At 44.9% G+C, this 22,084-nt stretch carries 22 protein-coding genes; 10 read left to right on the top strand and 12 right to left on the bottom strand.

Annotation, left to right across the window (positions count from 1 at the left end; translation table 11 throughout):
* Window positions 1–97 precede the first annotated feature (97 nt).
* From ACP2WE_RS16725 to ACP2WE_RS16700, 6 genes are all read left to right on the top strand, one after another.
* On the top strand, window positions 98–730 hold the full coding sequence (locus ACP2WE_RS16725; protein ID WP_425216690.1) for a hypothetical protein: 633 nt from the start codon (window positions 98–100) through the stop codon (window positions 728–730).
* Between the two features lie 222 nt (window positions 731–952).
* Window positions 953–2,077 (top strand): tetratricopeptide repeat protein, encoded by a 1,125-nt coding sequence (locus ACP2WE_RS16720; RefSeq protein WP_425216689.1) that lies wholly within the window; start codon window positions 953–955, stop codon window positions 2,075–2,077.
* Window positions 2,074–2,868: an ABC transporter ATP-binding protein gene (locus ACP2WE_RS16715; RefSeq protein ID WP_425216688.1), complete on the top strand. Its 795-nt coding sequence runs from the start codon at window positions 2,074–2,076 to the stop codon at window positions 2,866–2,868. The genes ACP2WE_RS16720 and ACP2WE_RS16715 overlap by 4 nt, the downstream gene beginning before the upstream one ends.
* 24 nt (window positions 2,869–2,892) lie before the next feature.
* On the top strand, window positions 2,893–3,885 hold the full coding sequence (gene galE, locus ACP2WE_RS16710) for a UDP-glucose 4-epimerase GalE (protein ID WP_425216687.1): 993 nt from the start codon (window positions 2,893–2,895) through the stop codon (window positions 3,883–3,885).
* Window positions 3,886–3,958: 73 nt separating this feature from the next.
* Window positions 3,959–5,158 (top strand): mechanosensitive ion channel family protein, encoded by a 1,200-nt coding sequence (locus tag ACP2WE_RS16705; protein ID WP_425216686.1) that lies wholly within the window; start codon window positions 3,959–3,961, stop codon window positions 5,156–5,158.
* Window positions 5,159–5,224: 66 nt separating this feature from the next.
* Complete coding sequence (locus ACP2WE_RS16700) at window positions 5,225–6,232, top strand: diguanylate cyclase domain-containing protein (RefSeq protein WP_425216685.1); 1,008 nt, start codon at window positions 5,225–5,227, stop codon at window positions 6,230–6,232.
* A 234-nt stretch (window positions 6,233–6,466) separates the two neighbouring features.
* On the opposite strand, the gene ACP2WE_RS16695 is transcribed toward ACP2WE_RS16700, so the two are convergent.
* The 7 genes from ACP2WE_RS16695 to ACP2WE_RS16665 all read right to left on the bottom strand — a co-directional run bounded on the left by ACP2WE_RS16695 (window position 6,467) and on the right by ACP2WE_RS16665 (window position 13,912).
* Window positions 6,467–6,706: an Hfq-related RNA-binding protein gene (locus tag ACP2WE_RS16695; RefSeq protein ID WP_425216684.1), complete on the bottom strand. Its 240-nt coding sequence runs from the start codon at window positions 6,704–6,706 to the stop codon at window positions 6,467–6,469.
* Window positions 6,707–6,803: 97 nt separating this feature from the next.
* A complete protein-coding gene (locus tag ACP2WE_RS16690; RefSeq protein WP_425216683.1) occupies window positions 6,804–7,775 on the bottom strand; it encodes a GntR family transcriptional regulator in 972 nt (323 codons plus the stop codon).
* 151 nt (window positions 7,776–7,926) lie between these two features.
* Entirely contained in the window at window positions 7,927–9,003 is a 1,077-nt protein-coding gene (locus tag ACP2WE_RS16685) for a tetratricopeptide repeat protein (protein WP_425216682.1), read from the bottom strand.
* A gap of 70 nt (window positions 9,004–9,073) precedes the next feature.
* Window positions 9,074–9,538, bottom strand: a complete 465-nt coding sequence (locus tag ACP2WE_RS16680; RefSeq protein ID WP_425216750.1) for a hypothetical protein — start codon at window positions 9,536–9,538, stop codon at window positions 9,074–9,076.
* A gap of 281 nt (window positions 9,539–9,819) precedes the next feature.
* Complete coding sequence (locus ACP2WE_RS16675) at window positions 9,820–10,839, bottom strand: metal ABC transporter solute-binding protein, Zn/Mn family (RefSeq protein ID WP_425216681.1); 1,020 nt, start codon at window positions 10,837–10,839, stop codon at window positions 9,820–9,822.
* A gap of 171 nt (window positions 10,840–11,010) precedes the next feature.
* Complete coding sequence (locus ACP2WE_RS16670; RefSeq protein WP_425216680.1) at window positions 11,011–12,825, bottom strand: SWIM zinc finger family protein; 1,815 nt, start codon at window positions 12,823–12,825, stop codon at window positions 11,011–11,013.
* Between the two features lie 70 nt (window positions 12,826–12,895).
* Window positions 12,896–13,912 carry a sulfate/molybdate ABC transporter ATP-binding protein gene (locus ACP2WE_RS16665; protein WP_425216679.1) on the bottom strand — a complete coding sequence of 339 codons (1,017 nt, stop codon included), beginning with the start codon at window positions 13,910–13,912 and terminating at the stop codon, window positions 12,896–12,898.
* A 230-nt stretch (window positions 13,913–14,142) separates the two neighbouring features.
* On the opposite strand from ACP2WE_RS16665, the gene ACP2WE_RS16660 reads away from it, so the two are divergent.
* The gene (locus tag ACP2WE_RS16660) at window positions 14,143–15,663 is read left to right on the top strand and encodes a site-2 protease family protein (RefSeq protein WP_425216678.1); all 1,521 of its coding nucleotides are present in this window, start codon (window positions 14,143–14,145) and stop codon (window positions 15,661–15,663) included.
* A 173-nt stretch (window positions 15,664–15,836) separates the two neighbouring features.
* Window positions 15,837–16,052 carry a CAB/ELIP/HLIP family chlorophyll-binding protein gene (locus ACP2WE_RS16655; protein WP_425216677.1) on the top strand — a complete coding sequence of 72 codons (216 nt, stop codon included), beginning with the start codon at window positions 15,837–15,839 and terminating at the stop codon, window positions 16,050–16,052.
* A 91-nt stretch (window positions 16,053–16,143) separates the two neighbouring features.
* On the opposite strand, the gene ACP2WE_RS16650 is transcribed toward ACP2WE_RS16655, so the two are convergent.
* From ACP2WE_RS16650 to rsfS, 4 genes are all read right to left on the bottom strand, one after another.
* Window positions 16,144–16,749 carry a Uma2 family endonuclease gene (locus tag ACP2WE_RS16650; RefSeq protein ID WP_425216676.1) on the bottom strand — a complete coding sequence of 202 codons (606 nt, stop codon included), beginning with the start codon at window positions 16,747–16,749 and terminating at the stop codon, window positions 16,144–16,146.
* A gap of 65 nt (window positions 16,750–16,814) precedes the next feature.
* Window positions 16,815–17,840, bottom strand: coding sequence for an SPFH domain-containing protein (locus ACP2WE_RS16645; RefSeq protein ID WP_425216675.1), 1,026 nt, complete (start codon window positions 17,838–17,840; stop codon window positions 16,815–16,817).
* A 98-nt stretch (window positions 17,841–17,938) separates the two neighbouring features.
* Window positions 17,939–18,166 (bottom strand): ferredoxin-thioredoxin reductase variable chain, encoded by a 228-nt coding sequence (locus tag ACP2WE_RS16640; protein ID WP_425216674.1) that lies wholly within the window; start codon window positions 18,164–18,166, stop codon window positions 17,939–17,941.
* A gap of 80 nt (window positions 18,167–18,246) precedes the next feature.
* The gene (gene rsfS / locus ACP2WE_RS16635) at window positions 18,247–18,681 is read right to left on the bottom strand and encodes a ribosome silencing factor (protein WP_425216673.1); all 435 of its coding nucleotides are present in this window, start codon (window positions 18,679–18,681) and stop codon (window positions 18,247–18,249) included.
* A 184-nt stretch (window positions 18,682–18,865) separates the two neighbouring features.
* Here rsfS and ACP2WE_RS16630 point away from each other — a divergent pair, with 184 nt between their 5' ends.
* A complete protein-coding gene (locus ACP2WE_RS16630; protein ID WP_425216672.1) occupies window positions 18,866–19,222 on the top strand; it encodes a type II toxin-antitoxin system PemK/MazF family toxin in 357 nt (118 codons plus the stop codon).
* A 37-nt stretch (window positions 19,223–19,259) separates the two neighbouring features.
* Here ACP2WE_RS16630 and ACP2WE_RS16625 read toward each other — a convergent pair whose 3' ends face one another.
* Window positions 19,260–20,153, bottom strand: a complete 894-nt coding sequence (locus ACP2WE_RS16625; RefSeq protein WP_425216671.1) for a metal ABC transporter permease — start codon at window positions 20,151–20,153, stop codon at window positions 19,260–19,262.
* Between the two features lie 566 nt (window positions 20,154–20,719).
* Here ACP2WE_RS16625 and ACP2WE_RS16620 point away from each other — a divergent pair.
* Entirely contained in the window at window positions 20,720–22,015 is a 1,296-nt protein-coding gene (locus tag ACP2WE_RS16620) for a glycosyltransferase family 4 protein (protein ID WP_425216670.1), read from the top strand.
* Window positions 22,016–22,084: the final 69 nt, after the last annotated feature.

Below are 22,084 nucleotides of genomic sequence, written 5' to 3'. Positions count from 1 at the left end.
TATTAAATCTAAATTTAACGAATAGCGCTGTAGTACGCTTAAGCATTGGAAATACTCTATGCAATTATCATAAAATCTATCGAGGAGTCTTGAAATTATGAATACTAGTGGAAACGAACAGTTAGATGCAGTTTTGCAAAAAGACTATACCGTCGATGTTGAGAAATATTTTCGGAAGGGTTGGGAGGTAATGCAACCAAATATTATCCAGATGGTTGGATTTTTCTTAATCATTGCGATCGTGTCTTCTATTCCTGGTGTAGGGGTTGTAGCTGCTGGACCTTTAGTTGCTGGGTTTACTTTTGTGGTTTTGGCGATCTTGAGAGGAAAGTCCTTCGTTTTTAATGATTTTTTTAAAGGGTTTACCAATAAATACTTCCTACAGTTATTTCTGGTGTATTTAGTCAGTAGTCTCTTAATTGCCATAGGAATGCTTTTTCTATTGATTCCTGGTATCTATCTAGCTGTGTCCTATATATTTGCGATTCAGTTTGCCGTCGATTGGGATTTAGAATTTTGGCCCGCTTTGGAAACAAGTCGGACATTTGTCGCAAAACAATTAGTCCAAGTATTTATTCTAAGTTTAGCGCTAGTAGCCTTAAATTTTGTGGGCGCTCTGTGCTTGGGAATTGGCATGTTAGTGACTGTACCCTTAAGCTTTTGCATCATTGTCTCAGCCTATGACGATCTAGCTGGTAATAGAGCTAACGACTCGACTAGATCTGCCTAATTGCGATTCTTTGCTTGCTTAGGCAAGAAATTTTCACGAGTAGCCTTCTCAAATTTCACAGTTCGTAAGGATCGACGTGGCTAAATTTGATGGAAGTTCCCTTTTGTTTCCTAAAATCTACTGAAACTAGGAACTTGATAATTGACGATTTAGCCACCGTTCTGAGAACGGAACAATCGTGCCATAATCAAGGTCAAGATGCCTTGAATTTCATGAGACCCTATGTCAAAGTTTCGTTCCTACGCTAGTTTTTTTACCCATTCGTTAACAATATCGGGAGCTGTTTGTGCTGCCTTATCGATCGGTTTTCTGGTTGCACCAACTTTTTACTCCCCGATCGCCGATCGCGCTGAAGCTCAAGGTAAGCCCACTGCTACGGACTTTATCAAACAGGGACGACAACTGTGGCAAAGCAAAAATATTACTGGGGCGATCGAAGCCTACCGCCGCGCTGCCGAGCTAGAGCCTAAAAATGCACGCATTCAAATGAGTATTGGCTATTTGCTCACCCAGAAAAAAGACTATTCTGGGGCGATTGCTGCTTTGGAAACTGCCACTCGCCTCGACCCCAAAAGCTCAAGTGCCTATACGGGGTTAGGGTTTGTTTATACGAGATTGCAACAATATCCACAGGCGATCGCTGCCTACCGTCGTGCAGTTGAGTTAGATCCCAAGAATATTGACGCGCAGCAGAGCATTGCCTACATTCTCACCGAACGCAAAGATTTTGATGGGGCGGCGCGGGTGTATCGTCAAATTATCGCTACATCCCCCAAAGAGATTAAGGCATACCTAAATTTGGGCTATATTCTCCAGCAAAAGGGTGACTTTAGGGGCGCGATCGATATCTATAATCAAGCCGATCGAGTTGCCCCGCTAAATGCGGATGTTTGGTTCGCCCTTGGTAGTCTATCAGCCAGGCAAAATCGCTATGACGAAGCGATCGCCAAATATCAACGGGCGCTACAAATCAACCCACGCCATGCCGAGTCCAATTTGGCAATGGGGTTAGTGTTTCAAAAGCAAGGTCGATATAATGAAGCGATCGCTGCCATGCGAAAAGCTGCGGCAGCAAAACCCAATTCGGTAGACATTCAGATGGCGATCGCCGATATTTATCTCCAGCAAAATTCGATATCGAGCGCGATCGTGGCGTACCGACGGATTTTAGAGAACGATCCTGACAGTGCCATTGCTTATTTGGCTTTGGGGCAGGCTTTAGCCAAACAGGAACGGACTGAAGAAGCCAGAAAAGCCTTAGAACGGGCTGAAACGATTTTTAATCGTCAAGGTGACTCTGAGTCCTTGGCAAAGGTACGCACAGCGTTAGAAGGGTTAAAGAAATGAACGCCAGTCAACCTTCTGAGCCAAGTTCTCTAGAAACCTCCGATCGACCTCTGCTTGCAGTCAAAGAGATCGTCGCGGGGTATGTCGATGGGGTAGATATTCTCCAAGGCGTCAATCTGATTGTGAAGCAAGGCGAACTGATTGCCGTGATCGGGGCGAATGGGGCAGGAAAGTCTACCCTTGCGAAAATGATTTTTGGCTTGGTTCCCGTGCGATCTGGCGAAGTCACGTTTGCGGGTCAGGCGATCGCAGGTTTAAAGCCCGAACAAATTGTGCGTCTGGGTGTGAGCTATGTACCGCAGATTGCTAATGTCTTCCCGTCGCTCAGCGTGTCCGAAAATCTAGACATGGGAGCCTATCTCTCAACGAGCGATCTCAAGCAACTCAAGCAAAAGATCTACGACACATTCCCCACCCTAGCAAAACGCCACAATCAAAGGGCGGGAACCCTCTCTGGTGGCGAACGGCAGATGTTAGCCATGGGGCGTGCCCTGATGCTAGAGCCAAGACTGCTCATTTTAGACGAACCCTCGGCGGCACTGTCGCCGCTTTTGGTGCAAGATATTTTCGATCTGATCCAACGGATTAACTCGTCAGGAACGTCCATTATTCTAGTAGAGCAAAATGCGCGTAAGGCTTTGGCGATCGCCGATCGCGGTTATGTGCTCGATACAGGACGCGATCGGTTTGAGGGCAAAGGTAGCGACCTCTTGAACGATCCTAAGGTTGCCGAATTATATTTAGGCGTGGGAAATATTGCGAAAACCGCCAAAATAGATCGAGCTAGTTGATTGAAAAAAGGATTCTCAATCGCCATGACACAACCCAAAATCTTAGTCACAGGTGGAGCAGGCTATATCGGTTCCCATGCTGTGCTTGCTTTACAGCAAGCAGGTTATGAGGTACTAATTCTTGATAATTTAGTCTACGGACATCGCGACTTGGTCGAAACAGCACTCCATGCCGAGATGATCGTGGGGGATACCAACGATCGCGCCCTTTTGGATCGTTTGTTTGCCGATCGTGCGATCGCAGCCGTGATGCACTTTGCGGCTTTTGCCTATGTCGGTGAATCTGTAACCGAGCCTGACAAATACTATCGCAATAATGTGGTAGGAACCCTGACCCTCTTAGAGGCAATGGTTGCCGCCAAAATCCCCTATTTTGTGTTCTCTTCCACCTGCGCTACCTATGGCGTGCCTTTACAGGTTCCTATTCCCGAGGATCATCCCCAAAATCCGATCAATCCCTATGGCATGACCAAATTGATGGTGGAGCAGATTCTCAAGGATTTCGACCGCGCCTATGGCTTAAAGTCAGTCATCTTTCGTTACTTCAATGCCGCAGGAGCCGATCCCCAAGGCAGGTTGGGTGAAGATCATCAACCTGAGACCCATATCATTCCCCTCGTTCTATGGGCAGCTTTAGGTAAAAGAGCCTCGATTTCCGTATTTGGTTCAGACTATCCAACCCCTGATGGTACTTGCATTCGAGACTATATTCATGTTGCCGATTTAGCAGAGGCACATGTCTTGGGGCTGAGACATTTATTCCACAATGGAACCAGCGAAACCTTTAACCTCGGCAATGGCAATGGCTTTTCGGTTAAGGAAGTGATTGAGGTGGCACAACAGGTAACGGGTAGAGAGATTAAGGCGATTCTATGCGATCGCCGCGAGGGCGATCCACCTGCTTTAGTGGGCAGTGGTGAGAAAGCCAGAAACATGTTAGGTTGGAATCCTCAGTATGCCGATCTAGAGCAGATCCTCAAACATGCTTGGCAATGGCATCAGCGCCGACATGGCTAGTTTTGTAGTATTTTGGAATCTCACGCTGTTGTCAATTGGAATTGGCGTAAAAAGATAGAAGGGAATTGTCTTAATGAGAAGTATTTGGCGTTTTTTTCGACACTCGCTTCAACGTCCCTTGGGCGATCGCAATCCAGTCTTGACTGCATTTGTGCTGGGGATTTGTATCTTCCCTTTTCTAGGGCTTGGCACGACTTCCTTCGCAGCCGTGCAACAAAATTCCCTTGCAGAGATCTTGCAACAGGAGTTTTTGCACAATACGGTTCAGAACTACCTGATTGCCCTGGGAACATTGTTACTGGGTATTGTAGCAATTCGTCTATTTGAAGCGATCGCGCTCCCGCGATTAAAGCGTTGGGCAGTTGCCTTGGAAATAAAAACTGGTGAAGCTGTCATTACCTTTGTGGAGAAATCCGCCCTGCCAATTTTTTATGGAGGGTTAATCTATCTCAGTCTCAAGGGATTACTGCTCCATCCCACCATAAATCGTCTTTTGGATATCTTTGGTGTTTCCCTGTTTACCTTTCTCGCGATTCGGATTTCCAATATTCTACTTGAGAATGCTGTAAGGTACTATTGGCTCAAAAGAAGGGGCGAAAAGATTCAGGACGAGGGGTTTAGTCTTCTCTTTCCTTCTGTTCGCGTGGTGGTTTGGACAATTGGTGTCATCTTTTTCCTAGAGAATATTGGGCTAAATCTTTCGGCAGTCGTGGCAAGTTTGGGCATTGGGGGCGTTGCGATCGCGCTGGCTTCTAAAGGAGTTTTGCAAGATCTGTTTAGCTACTATTCCATTTTGCTCGATCGCCCTTTCGAGATTGGCGATTTGATTGTGGTGGGTGAATTTTCGGGCACGGTTGAGAGTGTGGGCATTAAAACTACGCGCATCAAAAGCGTCAGTGGCGAGCAACTCATCTTTTCTAATACAGACCTTACTTCTTCCCGCTTAAAAAACTTTAAGCGAATGGAACGGCGACGTGCGGCGTTTGTCGTCCGCGTTTCCTATAGTACTGAATTGGACAAGTTGCGCGAAATCCCCACAATCGTTAAAAATATTATCGAAGCGATCGAGCATACAAGCTTCGATCGCGCCCATTTCAGCAGTTACGGGGAGTTTAGTTTAAATTTTGACGTGGTTTATTATGTTTTGAGTAATGATTACAAACGATATATGGATATTCAAGAACAAATTAATCTTGCTATTCATATAGAATTTAATCAGCGAGACATTGAATTTGCCTATCAGCATGAGATACCTGCTGCTAAGCTAGAATAATCAGAAAACGTACAGTATTCGGCAATTTTTCATAATTAGTGTTTGTTTAACGGTGGGACCATCAGGATGCTTCAACAGAGACAAAAAAGACGTCACCAAACAATTTTGATTGTTGATGATACTCCTGCCAATCTGCGTCTGGTTTCCTCTGTGCTTACTAACCAAGGTTACATCGTGCGATGTTTGACCAGTGGGAAAATGGCTTTAGCTAGTGCCAAAGCCGATCCACCAGACTTAATTTTGCTCGATGTCAATATGCCTGACATGAGCGGCTACGACGTTTGCCGCCAACTCAAGTCCGAGCCAGCCACTGTCAACATTCCCGTAATTTTTATTAGTGCGCTTGACGAGGTGCTCGATCGCATACAGGGTTTTGTGGTGGGTGGGGCTGACTATATTTTGAAGCCTTTCCAAATTGCTGAGGTTTTGGCTAGGGTTGAAGCTCAGTTAAGTCTTTATCAAGCCCAAAAACAACTTCTAGCTAGAAATACACAATTACAAAATGAAGTAAGTACCCAAGCATCTGTAGCTGAAGAACTGCAAAGAAATAACCAAAAATTATTAGAGCTTGCTCGTCTAGATAGTTTAACGCAAGTATCAAACCGACGTTACTTTGATGCCTATCTCAGAATGCAGTGGCAAGAGTTAGGAGAGCAGCAACAGCCACTATCTTTAATCATGTGTGGGGTTGACTTTTTCAAAGAGCTGAATGAGAACTATGGCTATTATGAAGGGGATAATTACTTACAAAAAGTCGCGGCAGCAATTCAGTCTGTGGTAGATAATCCTCATGCCCTTGTTGCGCGTTATGGTGGCGCTGAGTTTGCTGTAATTCTTCCTAATGCTGATGCCGATAATGCTTTTTCTCTAGCTGAGCTGATGCGTATCCATGTCAACGATCTGCAACTTGTCCATGAAAGCTCTTCTGTAGGGAAGTACGTGACCATCAGTGTGGGCATCATGGGATTTGTCCCAGTACTAGGCGCAACACCAGCGATCATGATTACAGGTGCAAGCTATGCCCTTGAAGAAGCAAAATTTGCTGGGCATAACTGCGTCTATAAAGTTGGCTGAATAATGCAGGCTAGCCTGCATTATTCATGAGAATCGGCAAAAATCCTCTAAAGCTTTACTGAAAGATGAATCTAGCAATTTGCCCAAAATACAGTCTATTTTTTTGGTTACGACACCATCAGAATTTCAAGGATTAGGGAATAATTCGGGCTAGAGAAACCAACATAAGGAATAAAGAATTGTTCTGTGAAATGCATCCCGATCGCGGAGCATTTTCAGCGTTACCAAAGCAAATTACTTGATATATGCCACGGCATGAAGCCAAATAATTGTTTTGACCGCCCCTGTACCCCCTTCAATACAGATACAGTTGTCATCGATCCATAACACCTTGCCATTGATATCATCGCCTGTGAGCAGTTTAACTTCTACATCGCTCTTTTCTCTGATGATGCTTTGGATGCGGCGAATACTAGGTAAAGAAGTGTTAAATTCTGACATAGACGCGACAGGTGCTTGATGGGGGGTGCTCATAGTTTTTTGGGTTTCGTTGCTAGTTGTTAGGAGCCATTTGTTCAGTGCTAGAAGCTTGGGAAAGTTCTATTTATCCCTTGGCGATAACCGCTAGCCGCTAATTTAAACCTAATTCTAGCTTGAGAAGTTCAATTGACTCACTGGCAATATAATTTTCGCAAAAGATTGCCTCTACAGGACGAATGCGATCGTGTTTTGTGGCGGCGATCGCCTCCTTTAGCTCGGCTTTGCCTGAATGCCCCGTAATAATCAAATTTGCACTGCGGGCAATGGTTTGCAGGCGATAGGTATCTTGGGGTAAAGCCGAGACCACCAACAACTCATCCCCACGCAAACTATGAATCAAGCTCTCCGCCAGCCTTAAGATCCCAGTACTAATCGAAACCAAACCGACATAAGAACCCACGGGTAAGTTACGAATGAGGTTAATCTCACGGCTATAGGTGTAAATATCTACGGCAATTACGCGAACCTGATGATTCCCAACTGCTTGGCAAGTTGGCTCTAAAAAATAGCGATTGGTAACAATTGTGCCCGCTGTCGCATGTTCTAGGATTTTGTCCAGATCCTCCACTGCCACAGTCTGAATGGGCACAGCTAGAGCCATTTCCAACTCTCCTGCCATCACCTGTGCGACGCCAGGATCTTCACGTCCAGAAGCGACAAGGAGTTGAGCGTTACAACTCAGCCGCCAATCAATCTCAGCCAGTAAAAGATCCCTCACCTGTGATAGCGAGCATCCTAAACTCACAATCTTGTCAATACTTTGGCGCACGCTTTGTTTCAAGGCTGGGATTGGGATACCCGAGTCACCAGTAGGTTTCGTGGTTGGTAGGCTGACGTAAATTCCAGAGCCCCCTCTGGCTTCGACAAGTCCAGCGTGCTTAAGCTGCTGATAGACCTTGTTAATCGTATTGCGATGTAAGCCAGTCCAATTGGCAAGTTGACGCGTGCTGGGTAGTTGATGTCCAGGCGTATACTGACGCGTGGTGATCGCAAAACTAATCTGGTCAAATAGTTGTGTAGATGCGGGAATCTCGCTATCGGCTTTAATAAAAAACTGCACCATACGCTATTCAATCCCGTTCAGGAGGTTTCGATCGAGGCAACTACCGAGTACAAAAATGCTTCGCCCCTATACCTAGTGATTCCGATGCATTCTTCAGGATTAGCTGAGAAGCCCACACTGTAGACGCCTACAGGCTCAGTGATGGGAGTCGTCACCTATCCAGAAATATCATCCCACTAAAGAGTTGAAAGCAATTATCCCACAGGCTGGGTTTATGCCGCAGTAGGTCTATGTGATGCTCAATCTCTTTTAATGTTTCGGAATATGCCATTGCCATATCGGCAAAAGGGGTAAAATCACTGTGAACTGGAATTTCAGGGAATGATTGCTCCACCCATTGCATCAAAGCTACCCACCGTTCTTGGACGGTAGGGGCAAGATGATTTAGCGATTTTTTAACCTGTAACTGCATCCCCCGATCGAACTTGTAATGGTTGTCATGAAAACGCAGAATGCAGCCTCGTTCTGGAAGATGAAAATCGCAAAACCTCACCCGATCTAAAATCTGATCTTTCCATACGAGTTTGTGTTTGGCATCTACCGTGACCACTTGCCCAAACGTGGGAATGATGCCTTCGACTCTCGCTTTGACCTCATTTAAACGAAAGGCGATCGCCCCATCATTATGAATGGCATGAACTTGATGAATACTGGGCAGCTCAAAGTAGTCAATGTTATAAACGGCAATTTTGGCGATCGCGTCTAAACTCACCGATGTTGCAGGAATATCGATACTGTTGAGTTCCTCGGCATACACCTGCATTTCTGCCACGGTTCCTGTGCGGAGAATTTTGAGATTGCGGCTAGGCAGCTTAAATTTAGCTGAGTAAAGATCGAGCCGAAAAATGCGCGCAAACTTTTCCACAACCCGATCTCGCACTTCTGGAGCGATCGGCTTTACAGCCAGTAACCCTTGGGTTTCTCCCCCCGATATACCTAGGGCTTTGGCAATTCGGTCTTTGCGTTGTTTAATCTCAGCATCTTCGATCGCTTTCAACCCTTGACGAGCTTGGGTGAGTAACTTGGGCTGAGTTTGCGATCTTAAGAGTTTTCGATAAATTATTTCAGCCTTTTCAGGCTTACCTGTTGCGTCATAAAAGCGGGCAAGTAAGACCTGTAGCTGCAAATCGTCAGGGTAGTCTTTGAGTAATTGCTTTAAGGTGACAGAGGCAGCGGAGAACTGTTTTTGAGCAAATTGACTCTCGAATGCAGCTACTAGATCTTGCATAGTTGGTTTGAAAACACAGACATTTTTATGTCATGTTACTAGATTCCAAACTTAAGACGAGATCGAATCTCTAAAAACGCCAGCCAAGTCCAGTTTGGAGTGAGGTTGCAGTTGTACCTGAGGCATTGCGATAGGCATCAAAGGCAAATAAAACATTGCCAAAAATCACCAGATTACTATTGGGGACTGAGTAGTCAATCCCAGGCTGCAAAACAAAACTATTTTTGTTGCCTACAGGGGTCGTATCAGTTGTGTTGGCTAGTGAAATGCCTGCACCCAAATAAACATCAGCATCAAAGTTGAGCGGAACATCAAACGAGACAGTGGGCACAACAGCCGTACTGTTACCAATGAGTACTTGAGTACGCAGGGAAATTGGCACTTCTAAGAACTTGTATCTGCCAGCAAGTAATAAAGAGGTCTTAGAAGTCTCCCCAAAAGCTGTGTTGCCATTGCTTAAACCAAAACCAGCGCCAACCCCCAAATAACTGCCATAGGCAGGCTGCGCTTGGCTGGGTTGCGCTGCAAGCCCCATTACACAGCCTATGATTCCTAAACCACCGACCAGCTTAAATAGATTTTTGTTCACGGATATCACTTCCTTCTGTTTGTGTGAGTGAGCCACTGAACGCGCAGCGACTTGATAGGACGAGATGATACCAGACGCGGTGACTTTTGAGCTATGGATTTTCAAAGGATTTAAAAAAATTCATAAAAATATGCCTAAAGATAGAGCTATGCCAAGTTGCTAGGAAACCAGAATATCCTCCAAACCTGAACCCATGCGAATTGTAAGGATAGCTCTTTAGTATCGGGCTATTTAAGCTGGAAAGGTGTATACTTCCCGCCCAGTCCTTCAACAATTGTGCGGGTGTTGGCAATCAACATGCCTGCATAGGTTTCACCCTCACTGCCCTTTTCGCCTAAACCATCAGCATATAATTCTCGTTCTGAAACTTTGACATTTGCTTCTTTAGCAACAGCTTCGATCAGTTTGGGATTGATTGTGATTTCTGCAAATATGGTGGGAACGTTGGATTCCTTAATGACTTTCACTAGTTCTTTCACTCTAGTCGGGGTAGGTCGCTCATCCGTACTAATACCACTAAGCGCTCCTTCAAGCGGAAGGTTATAAGCTTTCGCGTAATAACCAAGGGCATCATGGGTAGTTATGAGTTTGCGCGAACTCACAGGAATTGTGGCAATTTGGGATCTAATCCAACCGTCAATCTGCGTTAGCTCATTCGTGATTTTGGTTGTATTTTTTGCATAGGTCTCAGATTTGTCTGGTCTGAGGACAGTCAAATTTTTGCTAATTGTCTTGGCAATTTCAATGCCATTTTGGGCGTTGTGCCAAACGTGAGGATCGGGAACGTTTTTGCCATCTTGCTCGAACTTTTGCGGGTTAGGGACGGCAATTTCATCAACAGCAATTTTGGGCGAGGCACTTGAGGTTGCTTGAATTAGTTTGATTAAACTTGGTTCAAAGTCATAGCCACCATATAGGACAAGCTGCGCTGACTCGATCGCTTTGCGATCCTCAGGTTTAGGCTGATAAACATGGGGATCGGAACCTGGGTCAATTAAGCATTTGAGGTCGATCGTATCGCCGGCAATTTGCTTGGTCAAACCACAGGTGACAGAGTTGGTGGCAACGACTAAGGGAAGTTTCTCAGATTTTTCTGTTGCTGATGGAATCTGTTTGGCAGTTGCTGTAGGGCTGCTTTCTTGTTGATTTGAAATAGTTTCTGTTCTGGAATTACAAGCAGCGAGGCTGGTAGCGATCGCCATTAGTCCAGCACTAAGAACAGATGAAAGGTTTATCTTGGCTGACATGAGTATACTTGGGTCGTAAAAATGATAATCATTATCATATCGTAAGATAGCAAAATTGATCGTGCAGCGATCGCACAGAGTTCAACGATTCTGTAATTCCGAAAATCGGTAAGACTTGTTAAGCGATCGAAAGAAAAAAGGAAGTTCTGCTGCCAAGCCTAGTCATACCATTTAGGTTTGCAGACCATTACGATTTAGCAAGTCCATAAATTTACGCTTGCGTCCATACTTACTAGTAAGTTGATCGCGATAATTACGCCATTCCTTTTCCTTTTTGAGCGCGAGATATCCATTCCGAACTTGCTCTAACCATGCGATCGCATCGGTATAGGCATCCGATTTGCCCTGATTGAGAATATCTTCGGCTAAAGCCTGTGCTTTTGAAATCACCCACTTTGGTTTAGCTGCAATTGCTGCCTGCATGACGCGCAATCTCGTGTGATTTCGACAGCTACTCGTGTCAGCGATTGCGATCGCCGCATCGAGCATTCCTTCTTCTAAAAAGATATCAACCTTTGCCTCAGTGGGTCCCCACGACCGATCTGTTTTCAAGTGCTTCAGCAAATCTTTCTGCATTGAACTCCATTGCTCTTTCGCCAAATCGCGAATTTTGTGATAATCCTTCAAGGAAGGGATCAGCTTAAAGGCGGTAATCTTGGCATTGAGACAGATCGTCACTTCACCCAATCGTTCGGCTAGATTAGCTGTCCAACTTGCCAGTTCGGCAGATCGATAGGGTTCAACCCTTTGCGCTTGGAAAAGCAATCCCTTGCTGGCAATATGCAGGGCTTGCTTTTCTGCACTATATTCCAATAACTTTTTTGCCACGATAAATGCTTCATCACCGTTTTGCACATTCTCGGCGGCAGCGATCGCTTCATCGAGCCTGCCTCTTTGGAGCAGCATATTCACATAATCTAAAGTATTGTGCGTGGCTTTGGCAAAATTGAGATACTCATCAAAACGCTCTTGCGCCTGCAAAATCCGCAAACGTATGTTCCCTAATCTATACACAAAATTCTCTGATGGAGATCTCTCTTCATTGGGGATATCGTCACTTTGCTCACCACGCAAAGCCGCTTGCACCTGCGGATCGTCCCATCCCTGTGCTAATGCCGCTAAGCTTAGATCCAGTCCCGTACCGAGCAAATCTTGCGTACCTTCAAGCTCATCTTTCCATTTTTGGCGCTCTTCCACCGAAAAATCTGTCCAGAGAATTGCCTCAGACATCGCCTCATCAGTATTCCAAACTAAGTCAGACAGATCGCCATAATATTCTTGAATTTCATCGACATATTCGCTTAATCCTTCAGCGATCGCATACAACATCACAAAAGCTCTAAAACTATCTCCTGCTTCGATAAATTGTTTTGCCTTTTCAACTTCTCCATCTAATACGCCACTCAAAGGATCTTCATCATAATCATAGCCATATTCTGTGCTACGCAATGCATCTCGTAGGATAGAACTCACTAGACGGCGAAATGGAGTCCGATCGATCTTTACCCTTTGAGTTCCCGCTTGATTAACTTTTGATTTAGATACTTTGGCAGTATTGCCTTTGCTAGCAGTTATGAGTTCCACTTCATAATCTATGCGATCGATCAGGTCGGGTACTTTGGCAGCGAGATTATGCAGTAATTTCCTTGTTTGTGCTAGATCCAGTCGCTCAAGTATTTGGTCTAGACCTGGGCGCTCTTCGATACGATCGGGTTGCTGCATTCCTACCAACAGGACAGCCACAATATGCTTACACCAACCGCCGAAGTCATAGGAACAAGAACAGGTCGCTGATTGCCCTCTTTGAGCATTAAACCGAATCGCTACACGATAGGGTCTACTGCCTGCCACCGAGGCTTGTAAAGTCAGATCGCGCCAAATCAAATCGCGGACTGCCTGCGATCGCGCATATTCTTGACCGCGCTGAAAAGACTGATCGGTGGTATTTTGCCTGATCAATGATTCATCGATGTTTAAGGTAGGCACGATTGTATTTTCCTGAGCTTTTACTTAATTTTTTCTCTTTGCTTAAAGCTTTTGGACAAACTAGAGTTTGCTAAATGGAATAGTTTAGTGGGAAAGCCTTAGCATCTTTAGGTTTGATGTGAACTGCCTGCTGGGGTTGCAATTGCAACTCATCAAAGCGATCGCGGCTGAGGTGAGCAGTAAGAACCTGTCCGTCATCCATTACTAACTCTACCTGAACTTCCCAACCCAAATGGATGAGGCGATCGATCCGCGCAGGCATGGTTGTATCGTTGGGCTCAGTTTCAATCAAGATGTCTCTAGGGCGAATAAACACGTGATCTTGATTGGAATTGTTGTTGCTATTCGCAGCAATTTGGTTGTGGGCGGGAACGATGTTTACAGGACCGATAAAGCTCATGACAAAGGATGTGGCAGGGTTGTCATAAACATCAGCGGGGCTGCCAATCTGTTCGATTTTGCCTTTATTCATCACCACGATCTCGTCAGAAACTTCCATCGCTTCTTCTTGGTCGTGGGTGACAAATACACTGGTGACATGCACTTCGTCATGCAGGCGGCGCAACCAAGCCCGCAATTCTTTGCGAACTTGAGCATCTAAAGCACCAAAGGGCTCATCCAACAAGAGAACCTGTGGTTCTACTGCCAAGGCACGGGCTAGAGCTACTCTTTGCCGTTGACCGCCAGAGAGCTGAGAAGGATAGCGATTGCCTAGCCCCTTTAATTGCACTAGTTCTAGCAATTCATCAACTCTTGCCTGAGTTTTTTGCTTGGGGTTTTTGCGAATTTCTAGCCCAAAAGCAATGTTTTGACGCACGCTCATGTGTTTAAACAGGGCATAGTGTTGAAACACAAACCCAATGTTGCGATCGCGGGGGTCTTGATAGGTAAAATCTTGTCCTGTAATGAAAATTCTGCCCCGATCGGGGGTTTCAAGACCAGCGATCAGTCTTAGTAGGGTGGACTTACCCGACCCCGAAGGTCCTAAAAGTGCTGTGAGTGAGCCATTCTTGACCTCAAGGTTAATATTGTCTAAGGCTTGAAAGTCGCCAAATTGTTTTGATACGTTTTCAACTAGAATGCCCACGCCACCACTCTACACATATTTTAATTGAGTTAAATTTGAGTTAATTAATAGATTTGCCAATTTAATTAACGGTAATGTATTTACTCTTTTACAAATGCGATCATATAGCATTCAGGCGATCGAGCATTTAGAAAATGAGGACTAAAGCGATCGAAACAGCACAGAGTCTCTAAGCTAACGAGCAATTCAGAGTTTTGTGAGATACGCTAGTTCTTATAACTTTAATTATTATGAAACCAACGCTTTTCATTCCTTTAGCAATCTTTACACTCACCTTAGCTTTGCTAGCTTGGGGGTACTATCGTTCCCGTCAATTTGGCAAGCTAGGAATTTTATCTTGGTTGCAACTCGTCTTTTTAATGTCACCTTGGGTGATTTACTTTGGCTTAATTTTATCGGGTGTATTTTTGAGCTTTGCGGCACTGTTGTTTTTACTCGTGTCATCAACGGTGGGATATGTGATTTTAGGCAGCCAAGTGCGAAAAACAGCCCTGAATGGAAAATCCCAGACCGATCGCACGTCCAATAAGCCAGAAAATCTTGCTGCCATTGCTGAAACGCAAGCCCCAGAGATCTTGCCCCCACAGGTGGGGATGCAGGCTGAAAAGCTGAAGTTACAACAAGCCTCAAAGTTTAAACCGATCCCAGCCAACGATCTAAAATTGATTCAAGGCATTTTTGGGATTGAGACATTTTATGCAACGGAAACAATTCCCTATCAAGAGGGCGTAATTTTTAGAGGAAATTTGCGTGGGGATGCCGAAGAGGTGCATCAACGGCTATCGAAATCCTTAAGCGATCGCGTCGGCGATCGTTACAATCTATTTTTGGTCGAAGGTCAAGAAAAACGACCTGTGGTGATTGTGCTGCCGCATAGCCTTAACTTGGTGGATGAAGGAATTCCGCAAAAGGTGCTAGTCGGTATTTTGGTGCTTGCCAATGCCTACACGGCTTTATCGCTGAGCGGACAAATTGCAGGGGTAGATTTGTCTCAACATCCCGAACAATTCTTTGCTGCTATTCCTTTTAGTTTGGGCATTATCTTGATTCTGGTCTGCCGTGAATTGGCAATGCGTTGGATGGCAAAGCGCTATCAGGTCAAAATGAGTTGGCCGTTTTTGCTGCCATCTTCACAACTCGGTTCGTTTGGGGCATTTAGCCGCATCCAATCACCGATTCCCAATCGTAAGGCTTTATTTGATATTGCGATCGCTGCTCCCCTTGCCAGTGGACTGTTATCTTTACTGATTTTGGTGGTGGGTCTAGTTTTAACGGCTCAAGGCTTGGGTGGGGTGGAAATTCCCAGTCAGATTTTCCAAGCTTCGGCACTTGTGGGGGCACTGGCGAAATTGATCCTTGGCAATGCTTTGCATGTCGATCTGATTAGCATTCATCCTTTAGTACTTTTGGGCTGGCTAGGCTCGGTGATTACAGCGCTGAACTTAATGCCTGCGGGACAATTAGATGGTGGCAGAATCGTCCAAGCAGTTTATGGGCGCAAAACAGCAGGATGGACGACGGCTTTAACCTTGGTATTTTTAGCGATCGCGACCTTAATTAATCCTCTAGCACTTTACTGGGCTGGTATTATTTTGATTCTTTTGCGCGATCTAGAGCGTCCGATGCTAAATGAGATTTCTGAGCTGGATAGCGATCGCGATGCCTTAGGGCTGGTTGCCCTGTTTTGGATGCTCTTCACTCTGCTGCCATTGACCCCTGCCGTCGCAGAGCGACTAGGCATTGGTAGTTAGCCCCCCCAGCCCCCAATTCCGGGAGAGAAAGATCTCTTAAAATCCTCAGGGTTGGGGCAGCTAGATCGTTTAACTGAAATGTATGGGGTTTTGCCAGACTTATGCCCTCAGGAAGATGAAGTTAAGTAAAGTCTTTGTTACATTAGTTAACATAGAATTCAACACAAACAGCCATGACCCAGCGCACCGTAATCAAAGACGACCGAGGACTTTTAAACAACTTCGCTTACGAACCACCTGTTTATATTGATGAAGAGTCCCGTTTTGGCTTTACGGAGTTTGCAGAAAAGTGGAATGGTCGGTTTGCCATGATTGGATTTGTGTTGTTGTTAGCCATAGAATATGGCACAGACCAAGGATTTATCAGTTTGCTAACCTCAATCAACTAAGTTTCCGTACTAGCGTTTCTAGCAAAATTTCTCCAAATAAATCTTCTGAGGAGCCCTGACAAGCTCCTTTTTTTATGGGAGGAATGGAATGTTAAGCCTGCAAGATGTTGTTCATCGTGAGGACTAACTGGGGAAATGTTGGCGAGACAATCGGTTCATCAGCCTGAAAACGAGAGTATTCAAACCTCTTGCTAGCGTTCAAAACAAAGACAAAAACAGAGGCTTGTTTGGGAATGCCAAGATAAGCCCTGCTTCCTTGAGCTAGATAGTCAACAATCCAATATTCAGAAACACCTAGACGTTCGTATTCAACGAGCTTATCGATATAGTTATCTTCCCAATTGGCAGATACGACTTCTACAGCTAATTGAATCGGTTCCTGTAAAGCAGTGTAAGCCGTTCGTTCAGACCGCCAACGATCGCGATCGACCACACTTAGATCGGGATGTCTGCCTTGAATGATGCCATCTTTGGTTTCTGTGGCAATCACAATGCGATCGGAGACTTTGTAATTGAGATTGAGTCGTTTGACCTCAGCCTTAAAGATGTCAGCAATGAAATCTGCCACGTCATCATGCTGTCGTGTTGCTAAAATTCTCACAATTTTTCCATCGACCAGCTCATAACGACCGTCTTCTGGGTATTGCTCCAGAAATTGGTGGAAGGTCACTTGTGATGATGGCAGTTTTGCGATCATGGGTAGTTAGTACGGCAACGGTCATGAAATCTTAAAAAGCTAGCTGTTAACCAGTATAAATCGAATTAATTCTTATCAGCATCTTGTTCTGGATTGTCAAGGAAGCTAGATTTTTTGATACTACTGCTTAGGTCGATCAAATCTTGATTGCCTGCCCAATCGCGAACGCTTCCGCTTGCTCCAAATGGTTGCTTGCCGTCGGGTGGCGAGCCAATTTTGTCTACCATGGCAAGTAAAGACTGCACCATCCCAGGCACGGTTTTGGGATCCATGAACATCACCTTGCTGCTAGGGCTTTGTCCGATCGCCTTACCCATATCAATATAGTTTTGCGCCAACAGAAACTGCATGGCTTCCTGTCCGTGGGGGTACTTCGCGATCGCTTGCGAAACCAATTCGATCGCTTCCGCCAACGCCTTGGCTTCAGAGAAGCGTACATCTCTCTCGGAATCAGCTAAAACTCTTCTAGCCTCAGCTTCTGCCTCAGCTTTATTAATTTCGGCTTTTCTTTCACCTTCCGATCGCAGTTCGGTCGCACGGCTTTCTATTTCTGCTGCCTTTTGCTTTTCCATCGAGGTTCTCACTGATTCGGGAATCATAATATCCCCCAGTTCAACTCTCTTGATCGTGATACCCCAATCTTGACTATCCTCAGCTAAATCTGCTAAGAGTTTTTGACTGATCTCGGTCTGGGAGACAATGACCTGTTCGATTGAATAGGTGCCAATTTGAGCCTGAATCTCAGCAGCAAAGGAATTTTCTAAGGACTGTTCGAGTTTTTCAATATTGTATCGAGCATTGTAGAGATCTGTAATTTGCCAATAAACAGTTCCTTTAATCGTCATTGCTACTTCGTCACTGGTCGTACAAGAACGCGGCGGAATTTCTAGGGTTTGTTGTGAAATACTTCTTTCAAAATCAACTTTATCGATTAAAGGGAAAACAAAATTAAGCCCTGGCTTGAGCGTCTTGTGATATCGTCCCAATCGCGTCACTAGAGATTGCTTATCCTGTGGAATCACTCTAGCTGACTTATATAGATAGCTCCCTGTCAGGAGCGCAAACAAAAGCGTAATTAGTGCTGCTTGCATAGCGCAAATCCGCGAAAAGTGATTTATAGATTACCACTCAAAATTCTGAATGCAAAAACTTAGGGAGTTATATATCTCCCCAAGTTTGATGCTTGAGTTTATTCAGATATCAACTCGAACTCATAATCAGAAAGATGAGCTTTGAACTTTTCACCCAATTTAACCTCGAAAGGATAATTTGGGCTAATGGGTCGCCCATGCCAGTCTGCGATCACTTGGAGGATTTCTCCTTCTAGACCTTTGATGTCAAAGGCAGAGCCTTTATGTTCGGGATGATGATAGACCTTAATAGACTCTTTGACACGAATGCGATCGCCTACTTTCATAGTTCAGTGAATTTGTAATCAACTACCAGTTAATAATTATCAAGTATGAAGGAGCGCTGTTTGTTGCTAATTGTTAATTGTTAACTGTTTGTTAACTGCTCGACCAATTGTTTTTCGGGCAATGCTACTTTGGGAGCATGTCCCCAAAAGGCTTCTAGCTCGTAGGTTTTTCTTTCTGTGGGCATCATGATATGCACCATAACGTCGCCATAGTCTTGTAATATCCAAGTTGCCTCACTCTCACCTGCGGTGCGGCGGGGCACGCGATTAAAATCTTCAGAAAGTTTGCCTTCGATCGCATTGGCGATCGCTCTGACCTGTGCTTTAGAAAAACCTGTGGCGATCACAAAATATTCTGCCAGTACCGATACCTCCCCGATCGCCAGAATTAAAATATCCTCGGCTTTGCGATCGTCGGCTACTATAGCGGCAGTCATGGTCATTTGATAGGCGAGGTCTTGGCTAAGTAGGCTGGGATCTTGGGGCTGCAGGACACTTATAGATTCTGATGTCATAGGGGGTACGTTGTGGGGTAGTTGTGAATGGGATGTAAGATTTTAGCGGTTTGTTACGTAAACCTACCTACATTCTAATCACTCCCCTCAGTAGCTCCCGTTAAGATTGACAAAAATTCTTTAAATATTCATATTTTGCCAGCAGTTAAGTTAAATCGATCCATCTCTATCCCCTAAAACAGATATGAACGTTCAACGTGGTGATGTTGTATTGATCGATTATCCCTATACCTCAAGCAGTTTAACAAAAGTGAGTCCTGTACTTGTGATCCAGAGCGATCGCGACAATCAACGACTCAATAATACAATCGTGGTTCAAATCACGAGCCAGACACAGCGAGCTTTAGAACCAACACAATTACTGATCGAGATTGCCACGCAAGCGGGGCAAGAATCTGGCTTGAGGCAAGACTCTGTAATTAACTGCCTCAATTTGGTGACGCTAAATAGGGACAAGATTTTACGGAAGTTGGGGAGTCTACCTGATTCGAGCATGCAAGAGGTCAATATTTGCCTAAAGTCTGCACTGGAGTTACCCTAGCGATAAGCGTCAAACCACAGGTGAGGATCGTGCAAGATTATTTGATGTGACGAGAAGCGATCGCTTTCAACATCCGCAAAAATTTAGTAGAGCGAGTTCCAATCTCAGGGCGGGTCAAAATCCCTTGAGAAGGACTAAACATCAGGGCAAGAACAAACAACGAAAAACTTACCAGCACGATCGCGGGACCAGAGGGAGTATTGGAGTAGTAGCTGACATACAATCCGACAATGCTAGAAGTAGCACCAATTCCAGCCCCTAAGAGCATCATGTGATGGAGTTGTTTGACTAAAAGATAAGCCGTAATGCCAGGACCAATCAGCATCGCCACCACCAAAACCACGCCGACCGTTTGCATGCTGGCGATAATGGTTAGGGTCACCGCTGACATTAAGCCTAGATAGATTAACCCTGCGGGCAAGCCGATCGCCTGGGCCCCCAATGGATCGAAGGTGTAGTACAAAAGCACCTGATAAAACAACTTAACCAGCCCTAGCACGATCGCTGTAACGATCGCAGTTCGCCAGACATCCTCGACCGTCGTACCGAGAATATCGCCAAACAAAAAGCTATCTAGATCTAACTTGTTGCGTAATAGGGTAATCAGCATAACGCCCAGGGCAAAAAAGCTAGAAAAGATTAATGCCATTGCTGCATCGACCTTGACACGGGTTTGAGTGCGAATCCAAGCAATCAGAAAGGCGCTAATAATGCCTGAGACAAATGCCCCAATTAGAATATTCACACGTAGGTAAAACGCGATCGCCAGTCCGGGCAAAACTGAATGCGCCATGACATCGCCTAGCAGGGACATGCGTTGCACGATCAGGTATGTGCCGACGATGGGACAGAGAATGCCGATTAAAATGCCAATTACCAGAGCATTTTGCATAAACCCATAGCTCAATGGCTCTAGCAACTTTTCCCACATAAAACCTCGCGTGAGATCGCAGTACAATTAATGATAATCATTCTCAGACTACTATATTGAGCGATCGACTGAGCGATCTAATACCATTTTCAAAAAATGAAGCAAAGCATTTTTTTGAAAAGACCGCGCGCTGCGCGGAACGCAAAACCCGATCTGTCGCAAATTCAAGAGAAATTGGTATAAGGGGGATTCAATTTAGCTATACCGCTAAATTTCAGTGTAAATTTCACAATTGGACGAATCCTGTGGGGAATTGTAAAATTATGCCCTAGGGTCTTGAGACTTTACCGATAACTTTTCAAGAGCGAGCAGATATGATAACCTGAGCCCCAGTGTTGAGTCAGCATAGAAATACCGCGTCGCTAAGGGTTAATAAATCGAGTCGCTAAAAACTTCTAACACATACCTGAAATGTATGTTTGGGGCAGGGGTATTCTAAGCTGCATACGTTATAGATTTTGTAATTATTTTTTTTAGGGCTAGTAAATTTACAGCTTACGAACTAGATCGTTTAGATCTGGTCGTTTTCTCCATCCTAATGTTTAAGGTTTAGGGAGTGTTTTGACTTGAAGCCAAGCTTAAGCATCATCACGCAGTTTTACCCACCAGATTATGCGGCAACAGGGCAGTTTGTGCATGACTTAGCAGGTGCTTTGGTAAAGGAGGGATATAGTGTCAATGTGTTTACGGGGATGCCTAGCTATGCCTTTAAGCAAACGGATGTAGCGAGGCAAGAATATCGTAATGGCGTCCTGATCAATCGCACAGGCTCAACCGAAGCCATGCCCAAACGCATTCGGGGCAAGTTGATCGGCAGTCTGCTGTTCTGGATTCGTTGTGCAATTAAATTTAGAACCAAAGTCGCGCGAGGTTCGCATTTAATTATCACAACCGCACCCCCATTTTTAGGATTGATAGGTTGGTTTTACAATAAGCTATGCGGTCACACCTATACCTGCTTAATCTACGATATCTATCCTGAAGTTGCCGTGCGTTTAAATGTGGTTAAGGGAGACGAATGGATTGTCAAGCTTTGGGAAGCCATTAACCTGAGAGTGTGGCGACGAGCCAACTCTCTGGTCGTGCTAAGCGAACCCATGAAACAATTACTCATTCAACGGCATGGCGAACTTGCTGACAAAATTCACGTAATTCATAGTTGGGCTGATAATGAATTGATTAAGCCCATTCCCAAGGAGCGAAACTGGTTCATTCGGGAACATGGCTTGACGAATGCATTTGTTGTACTTTATTCAGGCAATCTGGGACGTTGCCATGATGAGATCACCATTATGCAAGCAGCGCGACTATTGAATGATAAAGCCCAAATTAAGTTCGTCTTTATTGGAGATGGGGTGGGCAGTCATCGCATCCAAGCCGCGATCGCTGCAGGGGAATTGCCCAATGCGATCAAACTCCCCTATCAAGATCGGGAGGTTCTGCCCTATTCCCTAACTGCCTGCGATCTATCTTTGGTGAGTTTAAAGTCAAATGTTGAAGGTGTTGTAGCGCCTTCTAAGCTGTATGGCACGCTGGCTGCGGGTAGACCTGTGGCTGCAATCTGCCCTCAAGATTCCTATATTCGGCAAATTATCGATCTAGGGAATTGTGGTCGTTGTTTTAGCAATGGTGATGCTCAAGGCTTAGCGGACTATATTTGGATGTTGGCGCAAACCCCTCAACTGCATGACTATCTCGGCAGAAATGCTCGCAGCTATTTTGAACAGCATTTCACTTTAGATCACGCGATACCACTATATTTAAAAGCGCTAGGTTTACCCCAAGCAAAGTCCTCATCTAAGCCAAGAGCTAAGTGTATCAGTGTTGATGAAATGCCAACGCAACCAACGTTGATTGATTAGATTTATACTGGGTTAGTTTTTCCCTTCAAGAAATCGCTCATTGAGTTTCCTAATAACCGACAATTAACT

Source organism: Tumidithrix helvetica PCC 7403, assembly GCF_965232925.1.
GTDB lineage: Bacteria > Cyanobacteriota > Cyanobacteriia > Pseudanabaenales > Pseudanabaenaceae > Tumidithrix > Tumidithrix helvetica.
Note: the sequence above shows the minus strand (reverse complement) of the source record. Positions and strands in the feature narration are given on the sequence as shown.

Bases quoted from the DNA above. Each gene is read 5' to 3' on its own strand.
- ACP2WE_RS16675 (WP_425216681.1), bottom strand. From the start codon at position 10,839: ATGTCAGCCAAGATAAACCTTTCATCTGTTCTTAGTGCTGGACTAATG.
- ACP2WE_RS16660 (WP_425216678.1), top strand. From the start codon at position 14,143: ATGAAACCAACGCTTTTCATTCCTTTAGCAATCTTTACACTCACCTTA.
- ACP2WE_RS16640 (WP_425216674.1), bottom strand. From the start codon at position 18,166: ATGAAAGTAGGCGATCGCATTCGTGTCAAAGAGTCTATTAAGGTCTAT.
- ACP2WE_RS16705 (WP_425216686.1), top strand. From the start codon at position 3,959: ATGAGAAGTATTTGGCGTTTTTTTCGACACTCGCTTCAACGTCCCTTG.
- ACP2WE_RS16650 (WP_425216676.1), bottom strand. From the start codon at position 16,749: ATGATCGCAAAACTGCCATCATCACAAGTGACCTTCCACCAATTTCTG.
- rsfS (WP_425216673.1), bottom strand. From the start codon at position 18,681: ATGACATCAGAATCTATAAGTGTCCTGCAGCCCCAAGATCCCAGCCTA.
- ACP2WE_RS16720 (WP_425216689.1), top strand. From the start codon at position 953: ATGTCAAAGTTTCGTTCCTACGCTAGTTTTTTTACCCATTCGTTAACA.
- ACP2WE_RS16625 (WP_425216671.1), bottom strand. From the start codon at position 20,153: ATGTGGGAAAAGTTGCTAGAGCCATTGAGCTATGGGTTTATGCAAAAT.
- ACP2WE_RS16725 (WP_425216690.1), top strand. From the start codon at position 98: ATGAATACTAGTGGAAACGAACAGTTAGATGCAGTTTTGCAAAAAGAC.
- ACP2WE_RS16685 (WP_425216682.1), bottom strand. From the start codon at position 9,003: ATGCAAGATCTAGTAGCTGCATTCGAGAGTCAATTTGCTCAAAAACAG.
- ACP2WE_RS16700 (WP_425216685.1), top strand. From the start codon at position 5,225: ATGCTTCAACAGAGACAAAAAAGACGTCACCAAACAATTTTGATTGTT.
- ACP2WE_RS16645 (WP_425216675.1), bottom strand. From the start codon at position 17,840: ATGCAAGCAGCACTAATTACGCTTTTGTTTGCGCTCCTGACAGGGAGC.
- ACP2WE_RS16680 (WP_425216750.1), bottom strand. From the start codon at position 9,538: ATGGGGCTTGCAGCGCAACCCAGCCAAGCGCAGCCTGCCTATGGCAGT.
- ACP2WE_RS16630 (WP_425216672.1), top strand. From the start codon at position 18,866: ATGAACGTTCAACGTGGTGATGTTGTATTGATCGATTATCCCTATACC.
- ACP2WE_RS16690 (WP_425216683.1), bottom strand. From the start codon at position 7,775: ATGGTGCAGTTTTTTATTAAAGCCGATAGCGAGATTCCCGCATCTACA.
- galE (WP_425216687.1), top strand. From the start codon at position 2,893: ATGACACAACCCAAAATCTTAGTCACAGGTGGAGCAGGCTATATCGGT.
- ACP2WE_RS16655 (WP_425216677.1), top strand. From the start codon at position 15,837: ATGACCCAGCGCACCGTAATCAAAGACGACCGAGGACTTTTAAACAAC.
- ACP2WE_RS16715 (WP_425216688.1), top strand. From the start codon at position 2,074: ATGAACGCCAGTCAACCTTCTGAGCCAAGTTCTCTAGAAACCTCCGAT.
- ACP2WE_RS16695 (WP_425216684.1), bottom strand. From the start codon at position 6,706: ATGAGCACCCCCCATCAAGCACCTGTCGCGTCTATGTCAGAATTTAAC.